The following is a 23241-nucleotide window of genomic DNA, read 5'->3' on the forward strand; positions in this document are numbered from 1 at the left end:
CTCCGCGTCTCACATAACGATCTCGCCGTGATCACCGTTCCGGCGTGCCGATCACATCGGCACGCGCTGGAATTGGACCGCCCATAAAGACAAAGGCGGCCCGCTATGCCCAGCGGACCGCCCTCTCACCCACCCCAAAGCTGGGAGTCGCCGGCCGCGTCCCTACGCGACCGCCGCTTTCTTGCGCTCGAAGTCGTTGGGTACCTCGATATCGACCTCCAGGGTCGATACCTCGTCGCCGCGCTCGAGCCGGACGATGACCTTGGTCGGGTCCAGCATGACGTGCTTGGACACGACGGCGAGAATTTCCTCGCGCAGCACGCCGAGCAGATCGGGCTGGCCACGCATTCCGCGCTCATGGGCAAGCAGGATCTGCAGCCGTTCGCGTGCGACGGGTGCCGAGGCCTTCTTGCCGCGGAGAAGTCGAAGCAGACCCATGCTCATGCAGCCCTCCGTCGCAGCAGACGATCCATCAGACCTCTGCGCTCGGCGGGAACATGCATCGTCACGTTCTCGCCGCAGAGGCGCTTGGCCGCGTCCATATAGGCCCGCGCCGGCGCTCCATCCGCATTCGACAGCGTCACCGGCGTGCCGACGTTGGAGGCCTTCAACACGTCCTGGCTCTCGGGGATGATGCCGAGCAGGGGCGTTGCGAGGATCTCGAGGATGTCCTCGATGGTCAGCATCTCGCCGCGCGCGGCGCGCGAGGGGTCATAGCGGGTGATGAGGATGTGCTTCTCGACGCGCTCGCCCTTCTCGGCCCGCACGGTCTTGGAATCGAGCATGCCGATGATGCGATCGGAATCGCGCACCGAGGAGACTTCCGGGTTGGTCACGATCACGGCCTCGTCGGCAAAGCGCATGGCCATGGAGGCGCCGCGCTCGATACCGGCCGGGCTGTCGCAGATGACCCAGTCGAAGCGGGCGCGCAGATCGTCGATGACCTTGCCGACGCCCTCTTCCGTCAGTGCGTCCTTGTCGCGGGTCTGCGAGGCCGGCAGCAGCCAGAGGTTCTCCAGCCGCTTGTCCTTGATCAGTGCCTGCGGCAGTTTGGCGACGCCCTGCACCACGTTGATGAGGTCGAATACAACGCGGCGTTCGGCGCCCATCACGAGGTCGAGGTTACGCAGGCCGACGTCGAAATCGACGACGACGACCTTGTCGCCGCGTTGCGCCAGCGCAGCCCCAAGGGCGGCGGTCGTCGTGGTCTTGCCGACGCCCCCCTTGCCTGATGTCACGACCAGTACCTTTGCCATTTCTGAAATCTCCTTCTGGTCAGTTCAGCGCGGTAATTCGCATGGTGTTGCCCTGCAGCCAGGCCTGGGCCGGCTTGCCGCGCAGGGCCTCGTCGATATCGTCGGCGGTCTGATAAAACCCATCGATTGCAAGCAGTTCGGCTTCGATCTTCTGACAATAGATGCGCGCGCTCGTGCGACCGTTCACGCCGGCCATGGCGCGGCCGCGCAGCGCGCCGTAGACGTGGATGGAACCGCCGGCGACGACTTCGGCACCCGAGCCGACCGAGCCGAGGATGGTCACGTCGCCTTCGGGAAAGATCACGGTCTGGCCCGATCGAACCGGGTTCTCCAGCAGCAGCGATGTCGGCTTGGCCTCGGACTTCGTCTCAGCCTTCTTCGGCGCGTTCGGATCGATCACGCAGCTGCGCCCGCCCGAGAGCAGCGGCGGCATCATCGGGGTCAGCCTCGCCTCCTCCACGCCCTCGATGCCGAGCACGCGGATGTTGCGGTCCTGAAGGCTGGTGAGCAGATGGCCGATCCCGGACTGGCTGAGGTCGACCGAGGACAGGTCGATCACTACGGGCCGGCCGGCAAAGAAGCCCGGCGAACGCGCAATGGTGGCATCGATCTCGTGCAGCCAGTCCTGCACCGGAACCGTCGGCGTGAACACGAAGGCCACATAGGAGCGCCCGCGCAGGCGCACCATTTGGCGTTGAGGTTTGACTGCAGCCTCCATATCGGCCGACTCGTTCCCAGTTATTGAATGGTTAACGATGCGGCGGATATGGTTAACGGCCGGTTAATTTCTCCGCGGGGTTACGTGGGGGCAGCCGGTATTGCGCTCTCGTGTCCCGGACGCGCTGCAACGCGCAAGCGTTGCTGCGCCGAGCCGGGACCCAAGCCACACGGGTTGCTCCGGCGAAATGGGCCCCGGCTCTGCAGCACACCGCCGAAGAGGCGCTGCGCTGCGTCCGGGGCACGAGACGAGGAATGCGGCGCACAGCGTTTGCAATGACGGGGGTGCCTCCCCCTACTTCTTCACCTTGCTCGCATCCATCTTGATGTTCGGATCCAGCATCTTCGTCGTGAACGCCGTCGTCACGTCGAACGGCTTCTCCATGCCGAGATAGGTCTGGACCAGTTCATAGTCCTTCTTCATCCGCTCGCCGTCGATCCAACCGAGCGATTTCGTCGTCGTGAACTCGTCCGTCATCAGGAACTTGATGCGCTCCCACTGGCGCTCCTGGTTCGCCTGGTCGAGACCTGAGACCTGGTCGAGCAGTGCCTTCAGGCACGGCGCGACGTCGGCAACGCAGGCCGCAAAGGCCTTCTGCGTGACGCGCACGAACTCTTCGACGACCTTGGGATTCTTCTGCAAGTACGCGCCGTTGACGATCAGCGAATTGCCGTAAGGGTTGAGCCCGATGTCCTTCCAGTTGACGTAGCCGAGGTCGGGACCGAACTCGATCACCTTCAGATCGTGCTCGTTGTAGAAGTCGCTGATGATGTCGACGGTGTGGCTCTTCAGCGCCGCGATCTTCGCGGTTGGCCCGACATTGACGAAGCCGACGGAATCCGGCGCGATGCCCGCAGCCTTGGCGAAGGCTGGCCACATCACGCGCGAGGCATCACCGGGCGGATTGCCGACCTTGTGGCCGGCAAAATCCTTCACGCCGTTCACGCCGTAGCTCTTCAGCCAGTAGAAGGTCTGCCCGGTATTGGCATAGACGCTCATCACCGCGACGGTATCGGCGCCCTTGCTCTTGGCCACCAGCATGGTGGCGAGATCGGCGACGCCGAAGGGCGAGCCGCCGGAGCCGACCTTGGCGGCGGAGACGCCCGAGCCCTTGCCGGTCTCGATCGTGAGGTCGATGCCTGCCTTCTCGTACCAGCCTTGCGCCTTGGCATAATAATACGGCGCGTGATCGGCCGTCGGCGTCCAGTTCAGGATCAGATTGACCGCTTCGCCCGCATGCGCGGGCGCCGCAGTTGCACCGAGCATCAGGGTCAAGACCAGGGCCGAGCCCACCGCCTGCAAACGCTTCATCGCATCTCTCCTCGTTGCCGTGACCCGGCTTGTCGCTCTCCCCTTGTGAGGATACCAATGCAACAAGCCTGTCCTCCACTTGTCAACTGTTTGGTTGGAAATGCCCGCAAAACGATCTGGCGACACCGTGCCGCAGCGCCGCGACCCCGTCGCCACCCGCAACAAGCTGCTGACCGCGGCGCGGCTGGAATTCGCCCGGCACGGCTTTGCGGGCGCCCGCGTCGACGAGATCGCAATGCGCGCCGGCGTCAACAAGCAGCTCGTCTACCATTATTTCGGCGACAAGGACGCGCTGTACCTCGCAGTGCTCGAATGGGTCTATGAGGATATCCGCGAGCAGGAGCGGAAGCTCAATCTCGAAGGCCTGCCGCCGGAGAAGGCGATCCGCAAGCTGATCGAGGCTTCGTTCGACCATCTGGCCGCACACCCTGATTTCATCGTGCTTTTGAACGACGAGAACCGCGGCGGCGCCCGCCATGTCCGCGGCTCGACACGGCTGGAAGCGATGCACTCCCCGCTGGTGAAGAGCGTCTCCCACATTCTCAACGAGGGGGTGCGCGCGGGCGTGTTCCGCAAGGGCATCGATCCCGTCCAGCTCTATATCTCCATTGCGGGCCTCAGCTATTTCTTCTTCTCCAACACGCCGACGCTGTCGGCGATCTTCGGCAAGGACCTGTCGAGCCGCACCGCACGGCGCGCCCGCCGCCGCCATGTCGCCGATCTGGTGCTGCAGTCGCTCCGGCCATAATCAACCATCTGGTTGAAACTTCCCCGGAAGGCGGCTAGGCTTGCGACCTGCGGCGTCGCCGCGCCAACAGGGAGCAATCGGTGACAGGAGACAGCGCACGCGCCTCGCGCAGCTTTGCGATCATCCTGATCGTGCACCTCGCCGTGCTCGTGCTCTGGCAGGTCGCGGTCGACGCCTTTCACGTGCCGAAATTCATCCTGCCCTCGCCGCTCGCGACGATCCAGACGCTGGGGACCGCGAACTACGCCTGGGGCGCCAACACGCTGGTGACGGCGATCGAGATCCTCGGCGGCTTCGCGCTCGGCGCCTTCGTCGGCGTCGCGCTGGCCGTGATCTTCAGCTGGGCGCCGCTGCTCAGCCTGGTGCTGCTGCCGCTGTTCGTGACGCTGAACATGATCCCGAAGGTCGCGCTCGGCCCGCTCTTCATCGTCTGGTTCTCCTACGGCATCATTCCGAACATCCTTATCGCCTTCAGCATCTGCTTCTTTCCGATCCTGCTCACCACCGCGCGAGGCCTGCGCGAGGTCGAGCCGGATTTGCTCGATCTCGTCAAATCCCTCCGCGGCTCGCGCTGGACGCTGTTCCGCAAGATCCAGCTGCCGGGATCGCTGCCTTACGTGTTCTCCGGCATGAAGGTCGGCGCCATCCTGGCGGTCGCCGGCGCCATCGTCGGCGAGTTCATCGCCTCCGAGCGCGGGCTCGGCTACCTCATGATCCAGGTGCAGTCATCGCTCGACACGCCCGCGATGGTGATGGCCGTCGTGCTGCTGACGCTGCTCGGGGTCGCTCTCTACGGCCTCGTCCTGGTCCTCGAACGCATGTTCGTGGTCGGTGACGCAAGACAAACCTGACAACGGCAGAACCAAGGGACAAATCCATGCTGCTCACCCGCCAGACGCTGCCGAAGACCATTCCCGATATCGCAGCCCTCGACGAGCTGCTGTGCCGTCCGACGCAAGCGCTGATCGACGACCTCGCCAAGGTCGAAGGCGACATCATGATCCTCGGCGTCGGCGGCAAGATGGGCCCGACGCTGGCCGGGCTGGCCAAAGCGGCCGCGCCCGATCGCCGGATCATCGGCGTGGCCCGCTTCAGCGACGCCGGCGTGAAGGACTGGCTGCACGCGCGCGGCGTCGAAACCATCAATTGCGACCTGATGGACGAGAAGGCAATTGCGGCGCTGCCGAAGGCGCCGAACATCATCTTCATGGCCGGCCGCAAATTCGGCGCCGAGGGCGATCTGTCGCTGACCTGGGCGATGAACGCACACGTGCCCGCCCTGGTCGCCCAGGCCTTCCCGTCCTCGCGCATCGTGGCGTTCTCGACCGGCTGCATCTATCCCTTCGTCGCTGTGGACGGCAAAGGCTCGACCGAGGACATGGCGCCGAACCCGCCCGGCGAATACGCCCAGTCCTGCGTCGGCCGCGAGCGCATGTTCGAGTATTTCTCGCACAAATTCGCAACGCCGGGCCGGCTATTCCGTCTCAACTACGCGATCGACATGCGCTATGGCGTGTTGCACGACATCGCGACGAAAGTGCTTGGCGGCACGCCGATCGACGTCAGCCTCGGTCATGTCAATTTCATCTGGCAGGGCGATGCCTCCGCGCAGGCGCTGCGCTGCCTTGCGCACTGCACCGCGCCCACATCGCCGATCAATGTCAGCGGCCACGAGATTTTGGCGGTGCGCGATCTTGCCCAGAGATTCGGCGTAAGGTTCGGCCGCGCGCCGGTGCTGACAGGCAAGGAAGAGCCGACGGCATGGCTGACCGACACGTCGAAGGCGGTCGAGCTGTTCGGCCTTCCGGTCGTCGACACCGAACAGTTGATCGCCTGGACCGCCGATTGGGTCTCGCGCGCCATGCCGAGCCTCGGCAAGCCCACCAAATACGAGGTGCGCGATGGCCGTTACTGACGTCCCGCACATCGTCCAGCTCGGTGTCGACGACGCGATCGCGGGGCTGGCGTTGTCGACGGAAGCGCACTGGAACCAGACCGACGAGGACTGGCGCATCTTCCTGCGCGACGGCGTCGTGTTCGGCATTCGCGACGGCATGCGGCTGGTCGCAACCGCAGCACTGCTGCCCTATTCCGGCAACAACGCCTGGATCAGCATGGTGCTGGTATCAGGCACGCATCGCCGCCGTGGCCTTGCCACCCGTCTCGTCGATGCCTGCCTGGAGACGGCGCGTCAGAACGGCCTGACCAGCTGGCTCGACGCCACGCCCGACGGCGCTGCCGTCTACGGACCGCTGGGGTTCACGCCGACCCTGCAATTGCGTCGCCTGAAGCTGTTGAAGCCTGCGCGGGCCGAAGCGCCGCCATCGTCATCCGCGACCATCGAAGCGCTTTGTGTGCGGGATCTGCGGGCCACCGGTTTCGACCGGACTGCGCTCCTCTCCGCCTTCGCACAACGTTCCGGCTCGCGCATCGTCGGCGCCAACGGCGCCATCGCGCTGGTTCGCGACGGCCGGACCGCCCGCCATATCGGCCCGTTGTTGGGCAACAATGCCGCGGCAGCTCTGGCTTTGGTTGACGCGATCGTGCGCTCCGAGACCAGCCCGCTCCTGCTCGACGTCGTCGCGTCGCAAGACGCGTTCCTGGAAGGATTGACCGCCTCCAGCTGGACCATCGAGCGCCCGTTCCAGCGCATGCGGTTCGGTCCCGCCACCGTCACGGGCGAGGAAATGCCATTCGCCGTCGCCGGCCCTGAATTCGGATAGGACATCATGCATCACAGCCAGATCAACAGCGACATCCGCAACCTGATCACTGAGGGCACCGTGATACCGGCGCATCCGCTCGCACTCACTGCTGCGCGCCAGCTCGACAAGACGCACCAGCGTGCGCTGACGCGCTATTACATCGACGCCGGCTCAGGCGGCCTAGCGGTCGGCGTGCACACCACGCAGTTCGCGATCCGAGACGTCGGTCTCTACCGTCCGGTGCTCGAGCTCGCCGCCGAGACCGCGGCGAGCTGGACCAAGCGACCGCTGGCGATGGTCGCAGGCCTCGCGGGTCCGACAAGACAGGCGGTTACCGAAGCCCGCACCGCGCGCGACATCGGCTATCATGCCGGCCTCCTCAGCCTCGCCGCGATGAAGAGCGCCTCCGAGGACGAGATCATCGCGCACTGCACGACGGTCGCCGCCGAGATCCCGCTGGTCGGCTTCTATCTTCAGCCGGCCGTCGGCGGCGTCATCCTCTCCGCCCGGTTCTGGCAGCGCTTCGCCTCGATCGACAACGTCATCGCGATCAAGATCGCGCCGTTCAACCGCTATCGCACCCTCGACGTCCTGCGCGGCGTCGCGGCCGCGGGCGCGCTCGACCGCGTCGCGCTCTACACCGGTAATGACGACCACATCCTGCTCGACCTGATGCTTCCGTTCGATCTGCGCGACAACGGCGTCACCACGCGCACCTACTTCAAGGGCGGTCTGCTCGGCCATTGGTCGGTGTGGACGGCGAGCGCGATCAAGCAGTTCGAACGCTGCAAGGCGGCGCGGCACAAGGATAGCGTGCCGGCCGACCTGCTGGCGCTCGATGCCCGCGTCACCGACTGCAACAGCGCCTTCTTCGACGTCGCCAACAATTTCCACGGCTGCATCGCCGGCTGCCATGAAGTGCTGCGGCGCCAGGGCCTGATGCAAGGCCTGTGGTGCCTCGATCCGGACGAGGGCCTCAGCCCGGGTCAGAAAGAGGAGATCGACCGCGTCTATCGCGCGCACGCCGACCTCAGCGACGATGCCTTCGTCGCCGCGAATCGGGACAAGTGGCTGGCATGAGCCCAGCCCCCTTCATCAGCCTGCAGGGCGTCCGCAAGGTCTATCGCAGCGGCGGCGCCGAGTTTCTGGCCGTGTCGGACGTCACCATGGACGTGCAGGAAGGCGAGCTGGTCTCGCTGGTCGGCCCGTCGGGCTGCGGCAAGACCACGGTGATGAAGATCCTGGCTGGCCTGCACGGCGCCGACGGCGGCACGGTGAAGATCGGGAACGCCGAGAGCCCGTTCGATCCGAGCCGCGACATCGGCATGGTGTTCCAGCAGGCCTTGCTGCTGAAATGGCGGACGATCCTGGACAACGTGCTGTTGCCGGCCGAGATCGTCGGCCTGCCGATGAAGGCTGCGCGCGAGCGGGCGCGCGACCTGCTCAACCTGGTCGGGCTCGCCGGCTTTGAACAGAAATATCCGCAGCAGCTGTCCGGCGGCATGCAGCAGCGCACCGCGATCGCGCGCGCCTTCATTCACGATCCAAAGCTGATCCTGATGGACGAGCCGTTCGGCGCGCTGGACGCGCTGACGCGCGAGCAGATGAATCTGGAGATGCTGCGGATCTGGCGGGAGAGCGGCAAGACCATCGTCTTCGTCACGCATTCGATCCAGGAGGCGGTGTTCCTGTCGTCGCATTGCGCGGTGCTGACGGCGGGACCGGCGAAGATGGCCGACTATTTCCCGATCGACCTGCCCTTCCCGCGCGATCTTCCGCTGAAGACGACCGATGCGTTCGGCGCCTATGCAAGGCGCATCTATGCGAAGCTGGGTCTGGGCGCGGTGTGAGGCGCCACACGACAGGTGCCGTAGGGTGGGCAAAGCGGAGCGTGCCCACCAATTCTATGAAACGCGGGGCAGTCGTGGGCACGGCGCAAGCGCGCCTTTGCCCACCCTACGAGAGCCGGGCGCGGCGTTGTCACCGCGCCCTCCTCACAATCAGCTCTTGTTGCGCATCTTGCTGAGCAGATAGTTGTCGTAGAAGTTCTCCGCGATCTGCGTATAGAACAGCAGCTCCTTCATATACGCGTCGTGGCTGTCCTTGGTCCGCTTGAACAGGTCGCTCTTGGCGGCGAGCTCGTTCAGATGGTCCTGGGTCGCGTTGTAGCAGGCCTCCAGCACCGGTTGCGGGAACGCCTTCAGCTCCGCGCCGTTGGCGATCAGCCGCTTCAGCGCCGCCGGATTCACGCTGTCGTATTTCTCGAGCATCCAGGCGCCGGCCGCCGAGGCGGCCTGGTTGACGATGGCCTGATACTGCTTCGGCAGCGATGCCCATTTCTCATCATTGACGATCATGTGCAGCATCGCGCCGCCCTCCCACCAGCCGGGGAAGTAGTAGTACTTGGCGACCTTCTGAAAGCCGAGCTTCTCGTCGTCATAGGGGCCGACGAATTCGGCGGCGTCGATCGAGCCCTTCTCCAGTGCCGAATAGACGTCGCCGCCCGCGAGCTGCTGCGGCACGATGCCGAGCCGTGCCAGCACATGGCCGCCCATGCCGGCGATGCGGAATTTGAGGCCCTTGAGATCGTCGACGGTCTTGATCTCCTTGCGGAACCAGCCGCCCATCTGGGTGCCCGAATTGCCGCAGAGGATGGCGTGCGCCTTGAAAGGCTTGAGCGCCTCGTTGGTGAGGTCGGCGCCGCCACCGAAGTGCCACCACGATTCCTGATGGCGATGGTTCATGCCGAACGGCGCGCCGGTGGCATAGGCCAGCGCCGGCTCCTTGCCGATGTAGAAATAGAGCGGCGTCTGCGCCATCTCGACGGACGCGACGCTGACGGCATCGAGCGCCTGGAGACCGGGAACGAGCTCGCCTGCCGCGAAGGTCTGGATCTGAAATTTGTTGTCGGTGGCCTCGGCGACGTATTTCGCGAAGGTCTGCGCCGTGCCGTAGATGGTGTCGAGCGACTTCGGGAAGCTCGACGTCAGGCGCCATTTGATCTCCGGCGCGCTCTGCGCGATCGCAGGTGCGGCGACCAGCGTCGTCGCGCCGGCAACCGCGCCGCCCTGGAGGAATGTACGGCGTTTCATGATGGGTCTCTCCCTGAACTAAATTTCAAACATATGGGCTTGCGGCGACGATCTTCGCGGACCGTTTGCCCGTTCCCAAAGCAGAGTTCAAGATGCGCGAGGACAAGATGCGCGAGGACATGGGTCCCGGATGACGCTGCGCTCCCGCCGGGCAACGAGACTGTGAGCTGAAAGGCTTCAGAGCAGCTTGGCGCTGACGAACAGCGCGCGCACGGCGTTGGTCGCCTGCACCGCCAGCATCGCGTTACCGGCTGCGCCTTCCAGAGCCTCGACGGCGTCCTCGTGCAGGGAGCGGAATTCCATCCATTCGACCGACTTGAAGTTGGTGAGGAATTGATAGGCCTGACCGACGGTCGCGATCGCCAACGTGTCGCCGTTCAGCTTGATCTTGAACGTCGTACGCAGCGGGGTCTCGGAACTTGATGGATCACTCATAGGCTGCTTCTGGACGATGACGGCTTAACGAAGGGGAAACGGCAGCCCCGCCGCAGCAGGCGAATATCAGGAGTCAGTGCTGGCGCGCTGCGAGGCAGTCGCAGATCCGCTCAAGCTCGGCACCACGACCAGGCGGTTGAACTCGCCATTGTCGTAAGCCTTGAGGAAGCGATCATAGTCCTTGATCGAGACGCAGCCGTTGGAATCGCCGCGCGGCCCGAGCATGTAATTGTGGGTGAGAAGGCCGACGCGGCCGAGCGCGCTTGTGCCATCGGTGGGCGTCAGGCGCAGCGCGCGGACACCGTGGAACAGCTTTTCGCGCGGCTTCAGGTCGTAGGTTGCGGGTGGAGTCGCGCCGACCATGCGCTGGTCGACATGATTGGGGTCGTCCATCAGCGCGCCCATGCCGGAATGGGCTTCCAGCGCGACGCCGCTCGGCAGGTAAAGCGCCTTGGCCTTGATGTCATAGACCGCCGTCCGCGAATCGTAGCCGAGGGCGGCCAGATCCGGCGCCTTGCCGAACAGGCCGTCGCCGGGCGTCAGCGAGGCCAGCCTGATCTTGTCGGTGAATTTTTCGAAGAAGTTGCGGTTGTCGACCCTTGGGTTGGTCTCGGCATAGGCTTGGCTGGACGCGATCTGGGCGGAGAAGTCCGCCTGCGTCGGGCGCGAGCGCGGCATCGGGATGGCGTCGGCACGCTGCGACGGCCGCGTCTCGTCAACCACGTGCCGGTCATCATCGGTCAGGGTCGAGCGCCAATCGTCGCCCTGGAGCTTCTGGGCGAGCATCGCCTTGGCATCGCGGAGCTTGAGCTGGACCGCACTCAGGGCGGAACGCTCCATCGTCCGCAGGCCAAGCTCGCGGGCGGGCGGATTGCCGGACGCCGACGCGAAACGGTCCTCGAAAGACGGGCTATTGGCCGGCGGCAGTGCAGCGGTGACCAGCGGGGTCGTGTCGCCGGTATCGACAACCCAGGCAGCAGCCCCCAGCGCCAGCGCGACGGCGGCCAGAGACAGCAGAACTCTTTCGGCTCGCCCGACACGGCGGCGCGACAACAGCCTCTCGGCATGTGCTGCGTCGGAAACCATCAGATCCCCAAATCGACCCCCGGGGGGCCCAACCCCCGCCCGGAAACTCTATACCAGCTACCACATTGGGAGCCAAAAGTTAGGCATAATCGCGGCCGGCAAGGCCCTCCAAGGTATCCAATGACCGATCCTTTCGATCTAGAGCGCTTCGTAACGGCCCAGAACACGGTTTTTCGCGACGTCCAGGGGGAGCTGGCCCGGGGCCGGAAGCAGACTCACTGGATGTGGTTCGTCTTCCCACAAATCGCGGGCCTCGGCTTCAGCGCCATGTCGCAGCGCTACGCCATCGGCTCGCGGGCGGAGGCGAAGGCCTATCTCGCGCACCCCGTCCTCGGTCCGCGCCTGGTCGAATGCACCCGCCTCGTGCTCGCCGTCGACGGGCGAACCATCAACGCCATCCTCGGTGCGCCTGACGATGCCAAATTCCGCTCGTCGATGACGCTGTTCGGCGCGGTCTCCGATGAGCCGGTTTTCGGCGAGGCACTCGCCCGCTATTTCGCCGGCGAGCGCGACGCCGCAACGCTGGAGATCCTGTCGAAGCTGGATCGGCAAGCTCCGCGTTGATCAACGTCCCTGGAAGATGGCGGCACGACGCTCGATGAAGGACTGAATGCCTTCCTTCGCGTCCGCGCTGCCGAGCACGCGGGCACGGATCTCCGGAATGTAGGCGATCGCCGCCGCCTCGCCGCCTTCGACGTACTTGGCCGCCGCTTCCTTGGTGACCTGGATGCCGAGCGGCGCATTGCGCGCGATGATGGCGGCAAGTGCCATCGCACGCTCGACCTGCTCGCCTGCCGGCACGACCTCCTGGACGAGACCGATCGCGTGGGCCCGCTCGGCCGAAAATTCGTCGCACAGGAACAGATGGTACATCGCGTCGCCCCAGCCGGCGCGCGACAGGAAGCGGAAATGCGCTCCGCCAAGCGGCGCGATGCCGCGCTTGGATTCCATCTGGCAGAAGCGCGCATCCGCGGCGGTCACCACGATGTCGCCGGCGAGCATCAGCTCGATGCCGATGGTGAACACGATGCCCTGCACGGCGGTGATAACAGGCTTGCGGCAGCGCTTGGCAAGGCCAAACGGATCGACATTGCCTTCCCGGATGTTGCGCTTCTCCGCGGTGGGCCCGAAGAATTTCGGCATGTCGAGACCTGCGGTGAAGTCCCTGCCCTCGGCGCAGATCACGCCGACGCGGTAGGCATCGTTATTGTGCAACTCGGTCAGCGCATCGGACAATTGCTCCATCATCACCGGCGTGAACGCGTTCTTCTTCGCGGCATTGTCGATGAGGATCTTGAGAACATGGCCGTGCACCTCGGTGCGGATCTGTCCCTCGCTCATGTGTGTCTCTCCATGATTGTCGTTCGGTGTCGGCGGGCGTCAGGCCGACGGCTGAATCGCCCCGCGGATCGCCTTGATCCGCTCCGGCGTGAACACGCCGGATTCGAGCAGTTGAAGGATCGAGAGCACGCCACCCCGCGATCCCCAGCTTCCCTCGTCGATGACCTCGAGATTGACCCACCAGGTGGGCGCCGGCGTCTGCATGCCGCAGGCCTCCGCGAGCCGCGCGAGCACGTTGCGGATCACCTCGGCGCGCACCTCCGCCGGCCAGGCCGCGTTCATCACCGCAATCCTGACGGTGATGATGTCGCGCGGGCTGTGCTGATCGGACAGGAGCTGGCCGCCGATCGCCATGCAGTCAGCCGCCAAGTCGTGGAAATGGACCTGAAAGCCCATTCGCGCGGCCGCCACGTGCTGGCCGATCTCAGGCTCGAGCACGGCATCGGTCAGGCTTTCCGCGAGGCGGCGGCGCTGGGTCAGGCTGAGCCGGCCCGCAGGCGCGGTCACGGTAATGATGGTCAAAAGGCGCCCTCCAAGAGAATTATGACGATCGTCATATTTCAGTCCCGCTTGCTTATGTCAAGCGTCATAGTCTAGATCAGAACGCCGACCAGGGATTTCCCATGACCTCCACTACCCGCGACAAGATGATCGCCGGCGCCGCCGATTTGATGAGCCGCCGCGGCGTCAACGCCACCAGCATGCGCGACGTCGTCCGCCATACGGCGACGCCGCGCGGCTCAATCAGTCACCACTTTCCGGACGGCAAGCGGCAGTTGATCGCCGAGGCCGTGACCTTCGCCGGCAGGGAGGTCGCTACTCCTCTGGAGAAAGCCATGCGCGATCGCGGCGTGATCGACGGCCTGCGGGCCTTCGTCGCGTCCTATCGCCGCCGGCTCGAGGCGACCGGCTTCAAGGCCGGATGTCCGGTGCTCGCGGTCGCCGTCGATGGCTATGTCGGGGAGGCCTCCGACAAGGACGATGAGGCGGCGCAGCAGCATCTGCTCGACCTCGCCGACGGGGTGTTCGCCGAGTGGCGGCAAATCATGCGCGCAGCCTTGCTGCGCGAAGGGCTGGCCGCGGAGCGCGCCGAGCGGCTAGCGACACTCGTCGTCGCCGCGATCGAAGGCACGGTCGCCATGTGCCGCGCCAATCGCAGTGCCGATGCGCTCGATCAGGTTCAAGAGGAACTGGAGACGGTGCTGGACGCCGCCCTCGCCCGCACCAACGGATAGATTGGAGACGCACCGTGGACCTTTCCCGACAGCGCGAACTCGCCCGTCATCTCGCCAAATTGCGCCGCGAGGGCCGGCAACAAAGCGGCCTCGAAGAACGGCTGGTCCCGCCGGATGCAGACACGGCGTACCACGTTGCACGGATGGTGGAAGAGGAATTGGGCTGGGATGTCGTCGGCTGGAAGATCGCCGGCATGAAGCCCGGACTCCAGCGCCAGCTCCGGATCTCTTCGCCGATCTATGGGCGAGTGTTCGCGCCTCTGATCAAGAGCTCGCCCGCCAGCGTCGAGCACGCCAGGCAATGCAGCCCGATACCGGAAGTCGAGTATCAGGCACGTCTCGGCGCCGACCTGCCACCGCGCGCGAAGCCCTATGCGGTGGGTGAGGTCGGCGACGCCGTCGCCTCGTTGCATCCCGGCATCGAGCTAGCGGAGTGCCGCTTCGTTCACGATGCGGCATTTCCCGCAATGCCGGCGATCATGGCGGACGGCTCTGGATCGGGAACGATCGTGCTCGGAGAGCCCATCACCGACTGGCGCCACCGCGACATCGCCAATCAGCACGTCATCCTCAATTGCAATGGCGCCGAGAGGCGCCGCGGCTCCGCTGCAGAGGCGATTGACCATCCGCTGGTGCCGCTGACCTGGCTTGCCAACGAGCTGTCGCGGACAGGCATCGGTCTCAAGGCCGGCCAGACGATCAGCACGGGCACGCTGACTGGCATGCTGCGGCCGAAGGCTGGCGAAACCTACGTTGCCGATTTTGGTCCGCTGGGATCGGTAAGCGCGACCTACAGTTGAGAGGGCGCCATCGGCCTGAGCGTAAACCCGAGATTAACACGGGCATCCTAACTTTCGGAGAATATCTTTCTCCCCCGCGCCAATTGCCGGATAGATCATGAAAATCGGTACGCTCCTGACCACCGCCATCGTCTCGCTCTCGACCGTGGGCGGCGGCCTCGCCGTCTATGTTGCCGTGACCAAGTACCAGACGATGGAGCGGATCAGCGAGGCGCAAGGCCGCCTGGCGATCGTCCGCGCTGCCAGCGACATCCCGCGCTATCTCAACCCCGAGCGCGGCTTTTCCACCAACATCCTCTACGGCCCTGCCACCATCGACCCTGCGCTGCTCGCCGAACAGGACAAGCTGCGCAAGCAGACCGACGGCGCCCGCGACAGGATGAACGCGCTGCGCAAGGAGCTGCCCGGCTCGTTCGACGACGGCAACACCATCGGCAGCAACATCGATGGCATCAATGCGAAATTCACCGCCTTGCGCGAGGCCATCGACAAGGCGCTCACCGGGCCGGCGGAGGCCCGCAAGGACGCGGCCAAGAAGATCGTCACCGACAATGCCGTGCTCAACAGCGGCGTGACCGCGCTGCTGAACGAGCAGGTCCGCCGCATGGCGATCCTGAACGGTGATGCCTACCGGCAGGCCAGCTACGCCAATACCGCCATGACGTTGCGCGACGTCGGCGGCTTCAACTCCAGCCTGCACAAGAACCTCGTCGGCGGCAAGAAGCCGGCGACCGACGCCGAGAAGGCCGACATCGGCCGCTCGCAGGGCCGCAACGACCAGCTCGTGATGGCACTACTGGAGTTGCGCGGCAATCCGGCAACGCCGGCGAACGTCGGCGCTGCGCTCGAAAAGTTCAATTCGATCTATGTCGAGGAATTTGGCCGCGAGCTCAAGCTCGTCAAGGACGGCGCGGTCAGCGGCAAGTACGAACACGACATGGACACCTATTACGCCGCCACGCAGCGCGGCCTCAGCACCATCATCGAGGTCCGCGACGCGTTCTACGATAATGCCGAGCAGATCCTCGCCGGCGCCTCCTCGGCCGCGCGCACCAGCTTCACCATCGCGCTTGCAGGCCTTGCCGCCGTGCTCGTCGCGAGCGTCGGCCTCATCGTGATGGTTCGCCGCCGCGTCTGCGCGCCGATCGTCAGCCTGACGAGCCGGATGTCGCGGCTTGCCGAGGGCGAGGTTGCCGAAAGTATCCCCGGCGCCGCGCGCTCCGACGAGATCGGGGCGATGGCTGCCGCCGTCCAGGTCTTCAAGGACAACATGATCCGGGCCGACCGGCTCGCGGCCGAGAAGCAGGCCGAGAATGACGGCAAGATGCGCCGCGCCCAGGCGCTCGACGAGCTCACCCGCGCGTTCGAGGCCAAGGTCACCGAGCTCGTCGGCGGCCTGTCCCGGGCCTCCTCGACCATGGAAAGCACCGCACAGTCGATGACCTCGACGGCGGCCCAGACCAACAGCCAGGCCGCGGTCGTCGCCACAGCGTCGGAGCAGACCTCGACCAACGTGCAGACCGTCGCCAGCGCCACCGAAGAGCTGACCTCCTCGATCTCCGAGATCGGCCGTCAGGTCGCACAATCCACCGAGATCGCGGCCCGCGCCGTCGAGAACGCCCGCCGCACCGGCGACACCGCACGCACCCTCGCCGAGGGCGCGCAGAAGATCGGCGACGTCGTCACGCTGATCCAGAGCATTGCCGAGCAGACCAATCTTCTGGCGCTGAACGCGACCATCGAGGCCGCCCGCGCCGGCGAGGCCGGCCGCGGCTTTGCCGTGGTCGCCTCCGAAGTGAAATCGCTGGCGGGCCAGACTGCCAAGGCGACCACCGAAATCTCCGAGCAGATCACGGCGATCCAGAGCGCGAGCGACGAGACCGTGGCCGCGATCCGCAACGTCGCCGACGTCATCGGCGAGATCGACCAGATCGGCACCGCGATCGCCGCGGCGATCGAGGAACAGGGCTCGGCGACCAAGGAGATCGCCCGCAGCGTCCAGGAGGCCGCCCGCGGCACCCAGGAGGTCAACACCAACATCGCAGGCGTGCAGCGCGCCGCCGACGACACCGGCGCAGCTGCAAGGGAAGTGCTCGGCGCCGCCGAGCAGCTCTCGACCCAGTCGCGCGATCTCGCCGGCCAGTTCGACCGCTTCCTCGGCGAGGTCAGGGCGGCGTAACGAGCCTCAGTAAGGCGGCGCCTTGCGCGCCCGCTGCGCCTTCGCCGCCTCGATCCACCAGGTGAGATCGTCGGCAAAGCGCGGGAACGAGCGCTCCAGGGCCTTGCCGCCATCACCGATCGGCTCGCCCTCGGCCGACAGCGTCTGCGCGATCGGGCCGACGCCGATGGTGCTGGACACCACCACCATGCCCATCTCCGACAGCGTGCCGTGCCAGGCGGTGGCGGCGCGCGCGCCCGAGAAGCGGCCGGCCGAATAGCTCACGATCGCGGCCGGACGCCAGAACCACTCTTCGAGGAAGTGGTCGGTGAGATTCTTGAGGCCGGGCTGGATACCCCAATTGTATTCGCCGGTGACGAAGACAAATCCGTCGGCGCCGCGGATCTGTCCAGCCAGAATCTCCAGCGCTTCAGGTGCCGAACCCTTCGGATACTCCTTGTACATGCGGTCGAGCATCGGCAGGCCGATCGCCTTGGCGTCGATGAAGGTGACATCGTCGCCGCGCGCGCGCAGCCGATTGATGACGAAATTCGCAAGGCGGATGCCCATGCGGTCGGAACGGTAGGAACCGTAGAGGACGAGGATGCGATTGCTCATGGCCGGACGGTAGCACAAACCGGCGTCCGGCCCTACTCGATCCGTCAACTATCGCCCGCGTCCGCGCTCCAGCGTTTGCGACGGCGTCTCGCCAAACTGGTCGCGGTAACTTCGGGAGAAGTCGCTGAGATGCCAGAAGCCGAACGCAAGAGCCACCGCCTTGACGCTGTCGGCGCCGGCGAGCAGCCGCCGGCGCACCAGCCACAGCCGACGCAGGCGCAAGTAACGGTGCAGGCTCATGCCGCGATAGCGGCGGATGACGTCGTGCATGGTGCGGACGGACAGTCCGAGCTTGCGGGCAATCTCCTCGCTGTAGATCGGCTGGGAGAGGTCATCGGACAGTAGCGCACTGATATCCCGGAACATCCTGAAGTTCCGCTCGTCATTGGGGCGCAGCGTCCAGCGGACCGAAACGACATCTCCCAACACGTGGTCGACGGCCGCGAGCAGGGATTCCTTCATTGCTCTTGCCTTGACCGGGAGATCTGACGCCTCGACGGGCTCTGAGGCCGCGGCCAGCACCTCACGCACCACACGGCGCAGCCGGTCCAGGCCAGCGGCACTCGTTTCGAAAATCTTGAAGCTCTGGGAAGCCCTGGGCCAGCCGCGGTCCCTCACCTCCGGGCTGAAAATCACTGAGGCGATTTGCCGCTGCACCTCCTCGATGACGGTGTAGGCCGCACCGCCGCTGCCAATGACCACGACTGGACGTGCACGTTGCGAGCCATTGAAGCGAATGGGGACGTTGAGGTCGTCCATCGTGAAGCCGATCGCCGTGCAATTCCCGACGAGCTGTGCATCAACGACCCGGGGAAACGCGCGCGTCAAATTCACGTCGCACCCGGGCAACGACAGAATTGTCTGCTCAGACGAAATCTTCCGTACGAAAGGCGTGAACTCGAAATTCAGCCCGCGTATGGCGCTTCGAAATTCGTCGACATCTGAAAAACGAAATGTCTTGAGTGCCAGCCTGGGCACATCATCAATGCTGTTCATGAAAATACGAAACCCGGCGTCGCAATCGACGCGCATTTGGCAACGGTGCCGATCCGCTCCCCCCTTTTTGGTTTTCGTCGGACCTGAAGAATCAATCCTAACGTGTCCTGATCAATTGGGAAGAGTCCAACTGAAAGGACAAGCCCGGACGTCGAGCCTTGCCGAATTTCGATAGCATTTCCCGAAATGCCGCGGCGCATTAACACCTGGGATTTAATTATCAAAATTAAAAATTAACACCTTTGAGGCCCAATAAAGCTCGTTAAATTGTATAGCTATTTTATTTCAGGCTCCTGCCATGATGGCAAATTCGCCTGCTGATATTTTGGTCGAGTTGGAGGATGCGGTCGCAACTTGCCCGCTGGACCGCTGCGCTCGCATCCTCGAAGGCATTTTGCAGCTGCTCACCGGCAGCCGCGACCGGCCTCAGGAATTGCTGGCCAGTGTGGTCGACGGCGTCCTGCTTCGATTGACGGAGCGAGTCGAGGCCAGCGCATTGATTCAACTCGGCGCGGCGCTTGCCGAGCTCAAAGTGGCTCCGCCGAAGACCCTGCAACGTCTTGCCTTACACGACAATCCCGGCGTGGCCTGCCCCGTTCTGCTCAAATCGCAGGCGCTCTCCACGTCCGATCTCGAAACAATCGCGATTTCGAGTGGCGAACCGCAGCAACTCGCGATTGCTGTCCGAGCGCGCATCGAACCCCGATTGACCGAGACGCTCATCAAGCGCGGCGGCCGCTCCGTTCACCTTGCGCTGATCAGTAACGCAGGGGCACGGTTCTCCGATGCCGCCTACGTCGCGCTCGTTGAGACGTGTGCAAGCGATGACGAACTCACGAAGGCCCTGGCGCTCAGACCAGGCACGCCAGATCCGGTCCTGCGGAAGTTGCTGCCGGCCTCGCCGGCCCCCGACGCTCGCGCGGAGCCAAAGGCTTCCACCGTCTCGTGTCCTCGAGCGGCAGCGCCGATCGTGCCCAAGCTGCCTAGCGCGGCCGCCTATGCAAGCGCACGGCCGGAGATCGTCGCGCTCAACCGCATCGGCAAGCTCAACGATTCTGCGGTGAACCGCTTCGCGATCCGTGGCGAGACCGCCAATTTGTTCACCGCCTTGTCGGTGCTTTCGGGGACCCCCATCGGGATCGTCGAGCACGTCATGACCGACGGCGATTGCGAGGGCCTGGTGATGGCCTGCCGGGCGTCGCGGCTGAACTGGCAGACCACGCTTGCCATCCTGAGCAACCGCAGCGGCACCAGGCTTTCCTTTGCCGAGCGCGAACGCGCACAACACGTTTTCGAGACGCTGCTTCTGTCGACCAGTCAGTGGACGGTGCGGTGGGGGGAAATCGCCGCAAGCGTCAAGGAGAGCAGTCGGCGAGATCGCGGCGCAAAAACGGGGGGGAGCCGATGAAGTTCGACGGCCGCAAGGCGGCGCGCGTGCGGATGGACCACAGGCAGGCCGTCAATCTGATGGGCTCTGACGGCACATGGCGGCGCAGCTGCGTTCTGCTCGACGTGTCGCAGACAGGCGCAAAGGTCGAGGTCGAGGGCACGCTGGACGTGCTGCAGGCCAAGGAATTCTTCATGCTGCTGTCGTCGACCGGGCTCGCCTATCGGCGCTGCGAGCTGGTCTGGATCGATGGCACCACGGCCGGCATTCACTTCGTCACCGCTGATGGCAAAAAGAAGCCGGCGAGCGCACCCTCGGCCGCTACGCAGACCGTCGCCCGGAGCAAATAGGCCAACAATTCATCCCAATTATTGCAATCCACGATAGTCCAGGTCGAGCCGTGCAGGACGCGCGAACCATCCTCAGCCCCGTCAACGCGGACGGCATCCGCGAGAAGGAAGCGGCCCGTTCCTTCGTGCATGTGCTGGCGGATACGTCCGAAAGGCTGGCCGGCGTCTGCACGATCCTTGAGGACCGTTTCGCCGTCGCCGGCGAACGGCTGGACGCCGAAGCCAAGCTGTCGCAGGTGCCCGCCGCCATCGTCATCCGCGCGGACCTGCGCGACGTCGACAATATCGCTGCCCTCAAGAGACGGGCTGGCAAGCTCGCCAAGGCGAAGAAGCGGATATTTCTCCTCGAGCACAGCTCTCACGTCGGTATCTCGCAAGCCTACGCGCTCGGGGCGACGCACGTCCTGTCCGGTACGATCAACCGGCCCAAACTACTGTCTGCGCTGTGCGATCCGGCGGATCCGTCCTCCGCCGCGCCGGGCGAGATGGCACGGTCCGACAACGCGGTCGAGGCCGCGGCAACCGCGATCGCCTCGATGTTTACGGCCGTCACCCTTGGCCAGCCCCTCGACGTCGATGGCACCAAGGAGGCCGGCCGCCAGATCGCCGACCGCATAACTCAGCGAGGCCTTTCGGAATGGCTCACGACGGTGCGGCGCCATCACGAGGGAACCTATCAGCACTGCCTGCTCGTGACCGGCGTCGCCATCGACTTCGGCCTGAGCCTCGGTGTCGGAAGAGCCGATCTGGAGCGCCTCTACTCGGCGGCCATGTTCCACGACATCGGCAAGGCGCAGATCCCGCTCGCCATTCTCGACAAGCCGGGCCGCCTCGATGCGGAGGAACGTGCCCTGATCGAGACCCATCCGGCCGCTGGCCATGAGTTTCTAAAGGGCCACGACAAGATTTCGCCGGAGATCCTCGATGCCGTTCGCCATCATCACGAATATCTCGACGGGAGCGGCTATCCCGATGCGCTCTGCGCCGAGAGCATCGGCGACGTCGTAAGGATTCTCACGATCTCCGACATCTTCGCAGCGCTGATCGAGTACCGGCATTACAAGCCCACCATGCCTCGTGCGGAAGCCTACGACGTCCTCTGCGGGATGAGCGGAAAATTGGAAAAAGTGCTGGTGACCTCGTTCAGGCAGGTCGCGCTCACGCGATAAGGCCGGCGGCTGGCGATGGCCGCGAAGCGAGCCCCGGCTAATGCGTGGCGCGATGGCTGGCGCGGTGCGGGATGGACCGGCAGGCCAGCCCATCGGCCAGCAGTTTCATGTCCTCATGCCGGCCGCTGCGAATCAGCCGGCCGAACTCTTCGGGTGTGAAAGGAAGACTTGGATCAGCATCGATGGGGCGCCGCAGCCGCGGGCCGAAGAACCATCGAACCAAGCTAGCCAGCCGCCGCATGTCAATTCCCTCGCGCCAGCAACAAACCTATCACGAGGCTTATTGTTCCTCCCGCATTTTCGAGATTGCAAGAGCCTGCGAACGACTCCGCACCAAAAAAATTTTGCGAGAGAATAATCTCCTCTTCATCGTCCTAATCGGCAAAACCCACGTAGCGCACGAACTCTTCGTTATGCTCGCGGTCCGAGCGAACGGCGTTTGCGGCAAAGTCGTCGTCGGGATAGCCCATCGCGACGCAGGTCATGATCACCTCGTCCTCCGGAATTTTCGCGACCTCGCGCACGATGTCGGAGCGCAGGTGGCCCCGCCGATCATCTCGTCCATGTTGCGGCGGCGGACCTCCTCGAGCGGGCTGCCGGTAAGCACATGAACATGCCAGGGCTGAGTGTTCATCGACGACGGCGCACGCTTGGCGCTCTCGATGATCGCCTCGATCACCGTGCGCGGCACCGGCCCGTTCCTGAAGCCGCGCACGCTGCGGCGCGACTGGACCAGCGTTTCGAATTCCACCTCGTGGACCTCCCTGCCCTTCATCCATCGGCGTGACGACACGGCCGGTTGCCGATGCGGCGCGCAAAATCTATGCTCACTCGCAAGCAAGACCAAGAACCCTGGAGGAACTGCCATGGCCACGCCACTCGATCCCGTCATCGCCCAGATCATTCCGCTCATGCCGATGCGCGATCCCACGGTCATGACGCCACAGAGCGCCCGCGATTCCTTGCGCGCACTGGCTGCCTCGCGCGCCGCCATCCCGCCGCCGCCCGTCGACAGCGTCGAGGATATCAAGGTGAAAGGCGGCGCCGGCCCGCTTCCTGCACGCGTTTATCGGATCGGCAGCACGCCCGCGCCAACCGTGGTGTTCTTCCACGGTGGCGGCTGGGTCGCGGGCGACCTCGAGACCCATGACCGGCAGGCGCGCAACCTTGCGATCGAGACCGGCGCCGTCGTCATCTCCGTCGACTATCGCCGCCCGCCGGAGACTCGCTTTCCGGGCGCGTTCGAGGACGCCTGCGCCGCCGTGAGTGATATCTTCGACCGCGTCGCGGAATTTGGCGGCGACGCAAAACGCCTCGGCGTTGCCGGCGACAGCGCCGGCGGCAATCTCGCCGCGACCACTGCGATCGCCTGCCGCGATGCTGGCATCAAGCTCGCCGCACAATTGCTGGTCTACCCCGTGACCGACGTCCTCGGCGCTTACGCCGACGCGCGCGAGAACGCGCGCTATCCTTCGCGCGCCGAGAATGCCGAGGGCTACTTTCTGACGCGTGCCACGATGGAATGGTTTTGCGGCCATTATCTCGCCGATCCCGGCCATGCCCTGGACTGGCGCGTCTCGCCGCTGCGGGCCGCCTCACTTGCGGGCCTTGCACCCGCGGTCGTGACCACCGCCTGGTTCGATCCCCTGCGCGACGAGGGCGCTGCCTATGCGCGGGCGCTGGAGGCCGCCGGCGTGCGGGTCAAGCATCACGAGGGCCCGGGCCTGATCCACGGCTATTTTGGCATGGGCGACGCCTCGGACGTCGCGCGTGCCGAGGCGCAGCGCGCGCGAGCCGACTTCAAGGCCCTGCTCGCGCGCGGCGTTTGAGCCACGT

At 65.0% G+C, this 23241-nt stretch carries 27 protein-coding genes; 14 read left to right on the top strand and 13 right to left on the bottom strand.

The genetic code is table 11. From position 1 onward, the window contains the following. Positions 1-162: 162 nt before the first annotated feature. The 4 genes from minE to XI04_RS22585 form a co-directional block, all read right to left on the bottom strand. The gene (gene minE, locus XI04_RS22570; RefSeq protein WP_028144906.1) at positions 163-444 is read right to left on the bottom strand and encodes a cell division topological specificity factor MinE; all 282 of its coding nucleotides are present in this window, start codon (positions 442-444) and stop codon (positions 163-165) included. Next, positions 441-1256, bottom strand: a complete 816-nt coding sequence (minD, locus tag XI04_RS22575; RefSeq protein ID WP_028144907.1) for a septum site-determining protein MinD — start codon at positions 1254-1256, stop codon at positions 441-443. Before minD ends, minE begins: the two co-directional genes overlap by 4 nt. Positions 1257-1275: 19 nt before the next feature. Next, positions 1276-1974, bottom strand: a complete 699-nt coding sequence (minC, locus tag XI04_RS22580; RefSeq protein ID WP_271609737.1) for a septum site-determining protein MinC — start codon at positions 1972-1974, stop codon at positions 1276-1278. Between the two features lie 294 nt (positions 1975-2268). Then, on the bottom strand, positions 2269-3285 hold the full coding sequence (locus XI04_RS22585; RefSeq protein ID WP_271609738.1) for an ABC transporter substrate-binding protein: 1017 nt from the start codon (positions 3283-3285) through the stop codon (positions 2269-2271). A gap of 100 nt (positions 3286-3385) precedes the next feature. On the opposite strand from XI04_RS22585, the gene XI04_RS22590 reads away from it, so the two are divergent. The 6 genes from XI04_RS22590 (at position 3386) to XI04_RS22615 (ending at position 8588) form a co-directional block, all read left to right on the top strand. Beyond that, a complete protein-coding gene (locus tag XI04_RS22590) occupies positions 3386-4033 on the top strand; it encodes a TetR/AcrR family transcriptional regulator (protein WP_028144910.1) in 648 nt (215 codons plus the stop codon). 80 nt (positions 4034-4113) lie between these two features. Beyond that, complete coding sequence (locus XI04_RS22595; RefSeq protein WP_028144911.1) at positions 4114-4884, top strand: ABC transporter permease; 771 nt, start codon at positions 4114-4116, stop codon at positions 4882-4884. Positions 4885-4910: 26 nt separating this feature from the next. Then, positions 4911-5948: an NAD-dependent epimerase/dehydratase family protein gene (locus XI04_RS22600; RefSeq protein WP_097668200.1), complete on the top strand. Its 1038-nt coding sequence runs from the start codon at positions 4911-4913 to the stop codon at positions 5946-5948. Beyond that, positions 5935-6756, top strand: a complete 822-nt coding sequence (locus XI04_RS22605; protein ID WP_038946596.1) for a GNAT family N-acetyltransferase — start codon at positions 5935-5937, stop codon at positions 6754-6756. The genes XI04_RS22600 and XI04_RS22605 overlap by 14 nt, the downstream gene beginning before the upstream one ends. A 6-nt stretch (positions 6757-6762) precedes the next feature. Then, entirely contained in the window at positions 6763-7818 is a 1056-nt protein-coding gene (locus XI04_RS22610; RefSeq protein ID WP_095424269.1) for a dihydrodipicolinate synthase family protein, read from the top strand. Beyond that, positions 7815-8588 carry an ABC transporter ATP-binding protein gene (locus XI04_RS22615; protein WP_212475999.1) on the top strand — a complete coding sequence of 258 codons (774 nt, stop codon included), beginning with the start codon at positions 7815-7817 and terminating at the stop codon, positions 8586-8588. Before XI04_RS22610 ends, XI04_RS22615 begins: the two co-directional genes overlap by 4 nt. A 150-nt stretch (positions 8589-8738) precedes the next feature. Here the strand turns inward: XI04_RS22615 and XI04_RS22620 are convergent, their stop codons facing one another. The 3 genes from XI04_RS22620 to XI04_RS22630 form a co-directional block, all read right to left on the bottom strand. Beyond that, the gene (locus XI04_RS22620; RefSeq protein ID WP_028144916.1) at positions 8739-9830 is read right to left on the bottom strand and encodes a TRAP transporter substrate-binding protein; all 1092 of its coding nucleotides are present in this window, start codon (positions 9828-9830) and stop codon (positions 8739-8741) included. Positions 9831-10007: 177 nt separating this feature from the next. Beyond that, a complete protein-coding gene (locus tag XI04_RS22625) occupies positions 10008-10265 on the bottom strand; it encodes a hypothetical protein (protein ID WP_018322933.1) in 258 nt (85 codons plus the stop codon). Positions 10266-10331: 66 nt separating this feature from the next. Further along, positions 10332-11282, bottom strand: coding sequence for a DUF2778 domain-containing protein (locus XI04_RS22630; RefSeq protein WP_038970167.1), 951 nt, complete (start codon positions 11280-11282; stop codon positions 10332-10334). 189 nt (positions 11283-11471) lie between these two features. On the opposite strand from XI04_RS22630, the gene XI04_RS22635 reads away from it, so the two are divergent. After that, positions 11472-11915, top strand: coding sequence for a DUF1810 domain-containing protein (locus XI04_RS22635; RefSeq protein WP_038946590.1), 444 nt, complete (start codon positions 11472-11474; stop codon positions 11913-11915). On the opposite strand, the gene XI04_RS22640 is transcribed toward XI04_RS22635, so the two are convergent. Both XI04_RS22640 and XI04_RS22645 read right to left on the bottom strand, forming a co-directional pair. Next, a complete protein-coding gene (locus XI04_RS22640; protein WP_038946588.1) occupies positions 11916-12692 on the bottom strand; it encodes a crotonase/enoyl-CoA hydratase family protein in 777 nt (258 codons plus the stop codon). Positions 12693-12731: 39 nt separating this feature from the next. Continuing rightward, positions 12732-13214, bottom strand: coding sequence for a tautomerase family protein (locus XI04_RS22645; protein ID WP_028144920.1), 483 nt, complete (start codon positions 13212-13214; stop codon positions 12732-12734). Between the two features lie 101 nt (positions 13215-13315). Here XI04_RS22645 and XI04_RS22650 point away from each other — a divergent pair, with 101 nt between their 5' ends. The 3 genes from XI04_RS22650 (at position 13316) to XI04_RS22660 (ending at position 16906) form a co-directional block, all read left to right on the top strand. Further along, entirely contained in the window at positions 13316-13927 is a 612-nt protein-coding gene (locus tag XI04_RS22650) for a TetR/AcrR family transcriptional regulator (protein WP_271609739.1), read from the top strand. A 14-nt stretch (positions 13928-13941) separates the two neighbouring features. Further along, positions 13942-14727 carry a 2-keto-4-pentenoate hydratase gene (locus XI04_RS22655; protein WP_028144922.1) on the top strand — a complete coding sequence of 262 codons (786 nt, stop codon included), beginning with the start codon at positions 13942-13944 and terminating at the stop codon, positions 14725-14727. A gap of 97 nt (positions 14728-14824) precedes the next feature. Beyond that, the gene (locus XI04_RS22660; protein WP_212475995.1) at positions 14825-16906 is read left to right on the top strand and encodes a methyl-accepting chemotaxis protein; all 2082 of its coding nucleotides are present in this window, start codon (positions 14825-14827) and stop codon (positions 16904-16906) included. Between the two features lie 6 nt (positions 16907-16912). Here the strand turns inward: XI04_RS22660 and XI04_RS22665 are convergent, their stop codons facing one another. Together XI04_RS22665 and XI04_RS22670 are read right to left on the bottom strand one after the other, a co-directional pair. Continuing rightward, positions 16913-17503, bottom strand: coding sequence for an NADPH-dependent FMN reductase (locus XI04_RS22665; protein ID WP_028144924.1), 591 nt, complete (start codon positions 17501-17503; stop codon positions 16913-16915). A gap of 48 nt (positions 17504-17551) precedes the next feature. Further along, positions 17552-18499 carry an AraC family transcriptional regulator gene (locus XI04_RS22670; RefSeq protein WP_271592551.1) on the bottom strand — a complete coding sequence of 316 codons (948 nt, stop codon included), beginning with the start codon at positions 18497-18499 and terminating at the stop codon, positions 17552-17554. Positions 18500-18797: 298 nt separating this feature from the next. On the opposite strand from XI04_RS22670, the gene XI04_RS22675 reads away from it, so the two are divergent. The 3 genes from XI04_RS22675 to XI04_RS22685 are packed head-to-tail and all read left to right on the top strand — an operon-like array spanning position 18798 to position 21405. Continuing rightward, positions 18798-19907: a DUF2336 domain-containing protein gene (locus XI04_RS22675; RefSeq protein WP_271609740.1), complete on the top strand. Its 1110-nt coding sequence runs from the start codon at positions 18798-18800 to the stop codon at positions 19905-19907. Continuing rightward, positions 19904-20236 carry a PilZ domain-containing protein gene (locus XI04_RS22680; RefSeq protein WP_028144927.1) on the top strand — a complete coding sequence of 111 codons (333 nt, stop codon included), beginning with the start codon at positions 19904-19906 and terminating at the stop codon, positions 20234-20236. Before XI04_RS22675 ends, XI04_RS22680 begins: the two co-directional genes overlap by 4 nt. A 50-nt stretch (positions 20237-20286) precedes the next feature. Further along, entirely contained in the window at positions 20287-21405 is a 1119-nt protein-coding gene (locus XI04_RS22685) for an HD-GYP domain-containing protein (RefSeq protein ID WP_028144928.1), read from the top strand. 37 nt (positions 21406-21442) lie between these two features. On the opposite strand, the gene XI04_RS22690 is transcribed toward XI04_RS22685, so the two are convergent. Both XI04_RS22690 and XI04_RS22695 read right to left on the bottom strand, forming a co-directional pair. Beyond that, positions 21443-21646, bottom strand: coding sequence for a hypothetical protein (locus XI04_RS22690; RefSeq protein ID WP_018322924.1), 204 nt, complete (start codon positions 21644-21646; stop codon positions 21443-21445). Between the two features lie 246 nt (positions 21647-21892). Further along, positions 21893-22156 carry a nitroreductase family protein gene (locus XI04_RS22695; RefSeq protein ID WP_271611575.1) on the bottom strand — a complete coding sequence of 88 codons (264 nt, stop codon included), beginning with the start codon at positions 22154-22156 and terminating at the stop codon, positions 21893-21895. A gap of 115 nt (positions 22157-22271) precedes the next feature. Between XI04_RS22695 and XI04_RS22700 the strand changes: the two genes are divergently transcribed. Then, positions 22272-23234: an alpha/beta hydrolase gene (locus tag XI04_RS22700; protein WP_038970148.1), complete on the top strand. Its 963-nt coding sequence runs from the start codon at positions 22272-22274 to the stop codon at positions 23232-23234. Positions 23235-23241 lie beyond the last annotated feature (7 nt).

Source organism: Bradyrhizobium sp. CCBAU 11430, assembly GCF_028128855.1.
GTDB classification, from domain to species: domain Bacteria; phylum Pseudomonadota; class Alphaproteobacteria; order Rhizobiales; family Xanthobacteraceae; genus Bradyrhizobium; species Bradyrhizobium ottawaense.

Coding starts and splice junctions, on each gene's coding strand:
- XI04_RS22700 (WP_038970148.1), top strand. CDS start 22,272: ATGGCCACGCCACTCGATCCCGTCATCGCCCAGATCATTCCGCTCATG.
- XI04_RS22615 (WP_212475999.1), top strand. CDS start 7,815: ATGAGCCCAGCCCCCTTCATCAGCCTGCAGGGCGTCCGCAAGGTCTAT.
- XI04_RS22640 (WP_038946588.1), bottom strand. CDS start 12,692: ATGAGCGAGGGACAGATCCGCACCGAGGTGCACGGCCATGTTCTCAAG.
- XI04_RS22605 (WP_038946596.1), top strand. CDS start 5,935: ATGGCCGTTACTGACGTCCCGCACATCGTCCAGCTCGGTGTCGACGAC.
- XI04_RS22625 (WP_018322933.1), bottom strand. CDS start 10,265: ATGAGTGATCCATCAAGTTCCGAGACCCCGCTGCGTACGACGTTCAAG.
- XI04_RS22635 (WP_038946590.1), top strand. CDS start 11,472: ATGACCGATCCTTTCGATCTAGAGCGCTTCGTAACGGCCCAGAACACG.
- XI04_RS22610 (WP_095424269.1), top strand. CDS start 6,763: ATGCATCACAGCCAGATCAACAGCGACATCCGCAACCTGATCACTGAG.
- minE (WP_028144906.1), bottom strand. CDS start 444: ATGAGCATGGGTCTGCTTCGACTTCTCCGCGGCAAGAAGGCCTCGGCA.
- minD (WP_028144907.1), bottom strand. CDS start 1,256: ATGGCAAAGGTACTGGTCGTGACATCAGGCAAGGGGGGCGTCGGCAAG.
- XI04_RS22675 (WP_271609740.1), top strand. CDS start 18,798: ATGATGGCAAATTCGCCTGCTGATATTTTGGTCGAGTTGGAGGATGCG.
- XI04_RS22665 (WP_028144924.1), bottom strand. CDS start 17,503: ATGAGCAATCGCATCCTCGTCCTCTACGGTTCCTACCGTTCCGACCGC.
- XI04_RS22585 (WP_271609738.1), bottom strand. CDS start 3,285: ATGAAGCGTTTGCAGGCGGTGGGCTCGGCCCTGGTCTTGACCCTGATG.
- minC (WP_271609737.1), bottom strand. CDS start 1,974: ATGGAGGCTGCAGTCAAACCTCAACGCCAAATGGTGCGCCTGCGCGGG.
- XI04_RS22650 (WP_271609739.1), top strand. CDS start 13,316: ATGACCTCCACTACCCGCGACAAGATGATCGCCGGCGCCGCCGATTTG.
- XI04_RS22670 (WP_271592551.1), bottom strand. CDS start 18,499: ATGAACAGCATTGATGATGTGCCCAGGCTGGCACTCAAGACATTTCGT.
- XI04_RS22590 (WP_028144910.1), top strand. CDS start 3,386: ATGCCCGCAAAACGATCTGGCGACACCGTGCCGCAGCGCCGCGACCCC.
- XI04_RS22600 (WP_097668200.1), top strand. CDS start 4,911: ATGCTGCTCACCCGCCAGACGCTGCCGAAGACCATTCCCGATATCGCA.
- XI04_RS22660 (WP_212475995.1), top strand. CDS start 14,825: ATGAAAATCGGTACGCTCCTGACCACCGCCATCGTCTCGCTCTCGACC.
- XI04_RS22620 (WP_028144916.1), bottom strand. CDS start 9,830: ATGAAACGCCGTACATTCCTCCAGGGCGGCGCGGTTGCCGGCGCGACG.
- XI04_RS22680 (WP_028144927.1), top strand. CDS start 19,904: ATGAAGTTCGACGGCCGCAAGGCGGCGCGCGTGCGGATGGACCACAGG.
- XI04_RS22690 (WP_018322924.1), bottom strand. CDS start 21,646: ATGCGGCGGCTGGCTAGCTTGGTTCGATGGTTCTTCGGCCCGCGGCTG.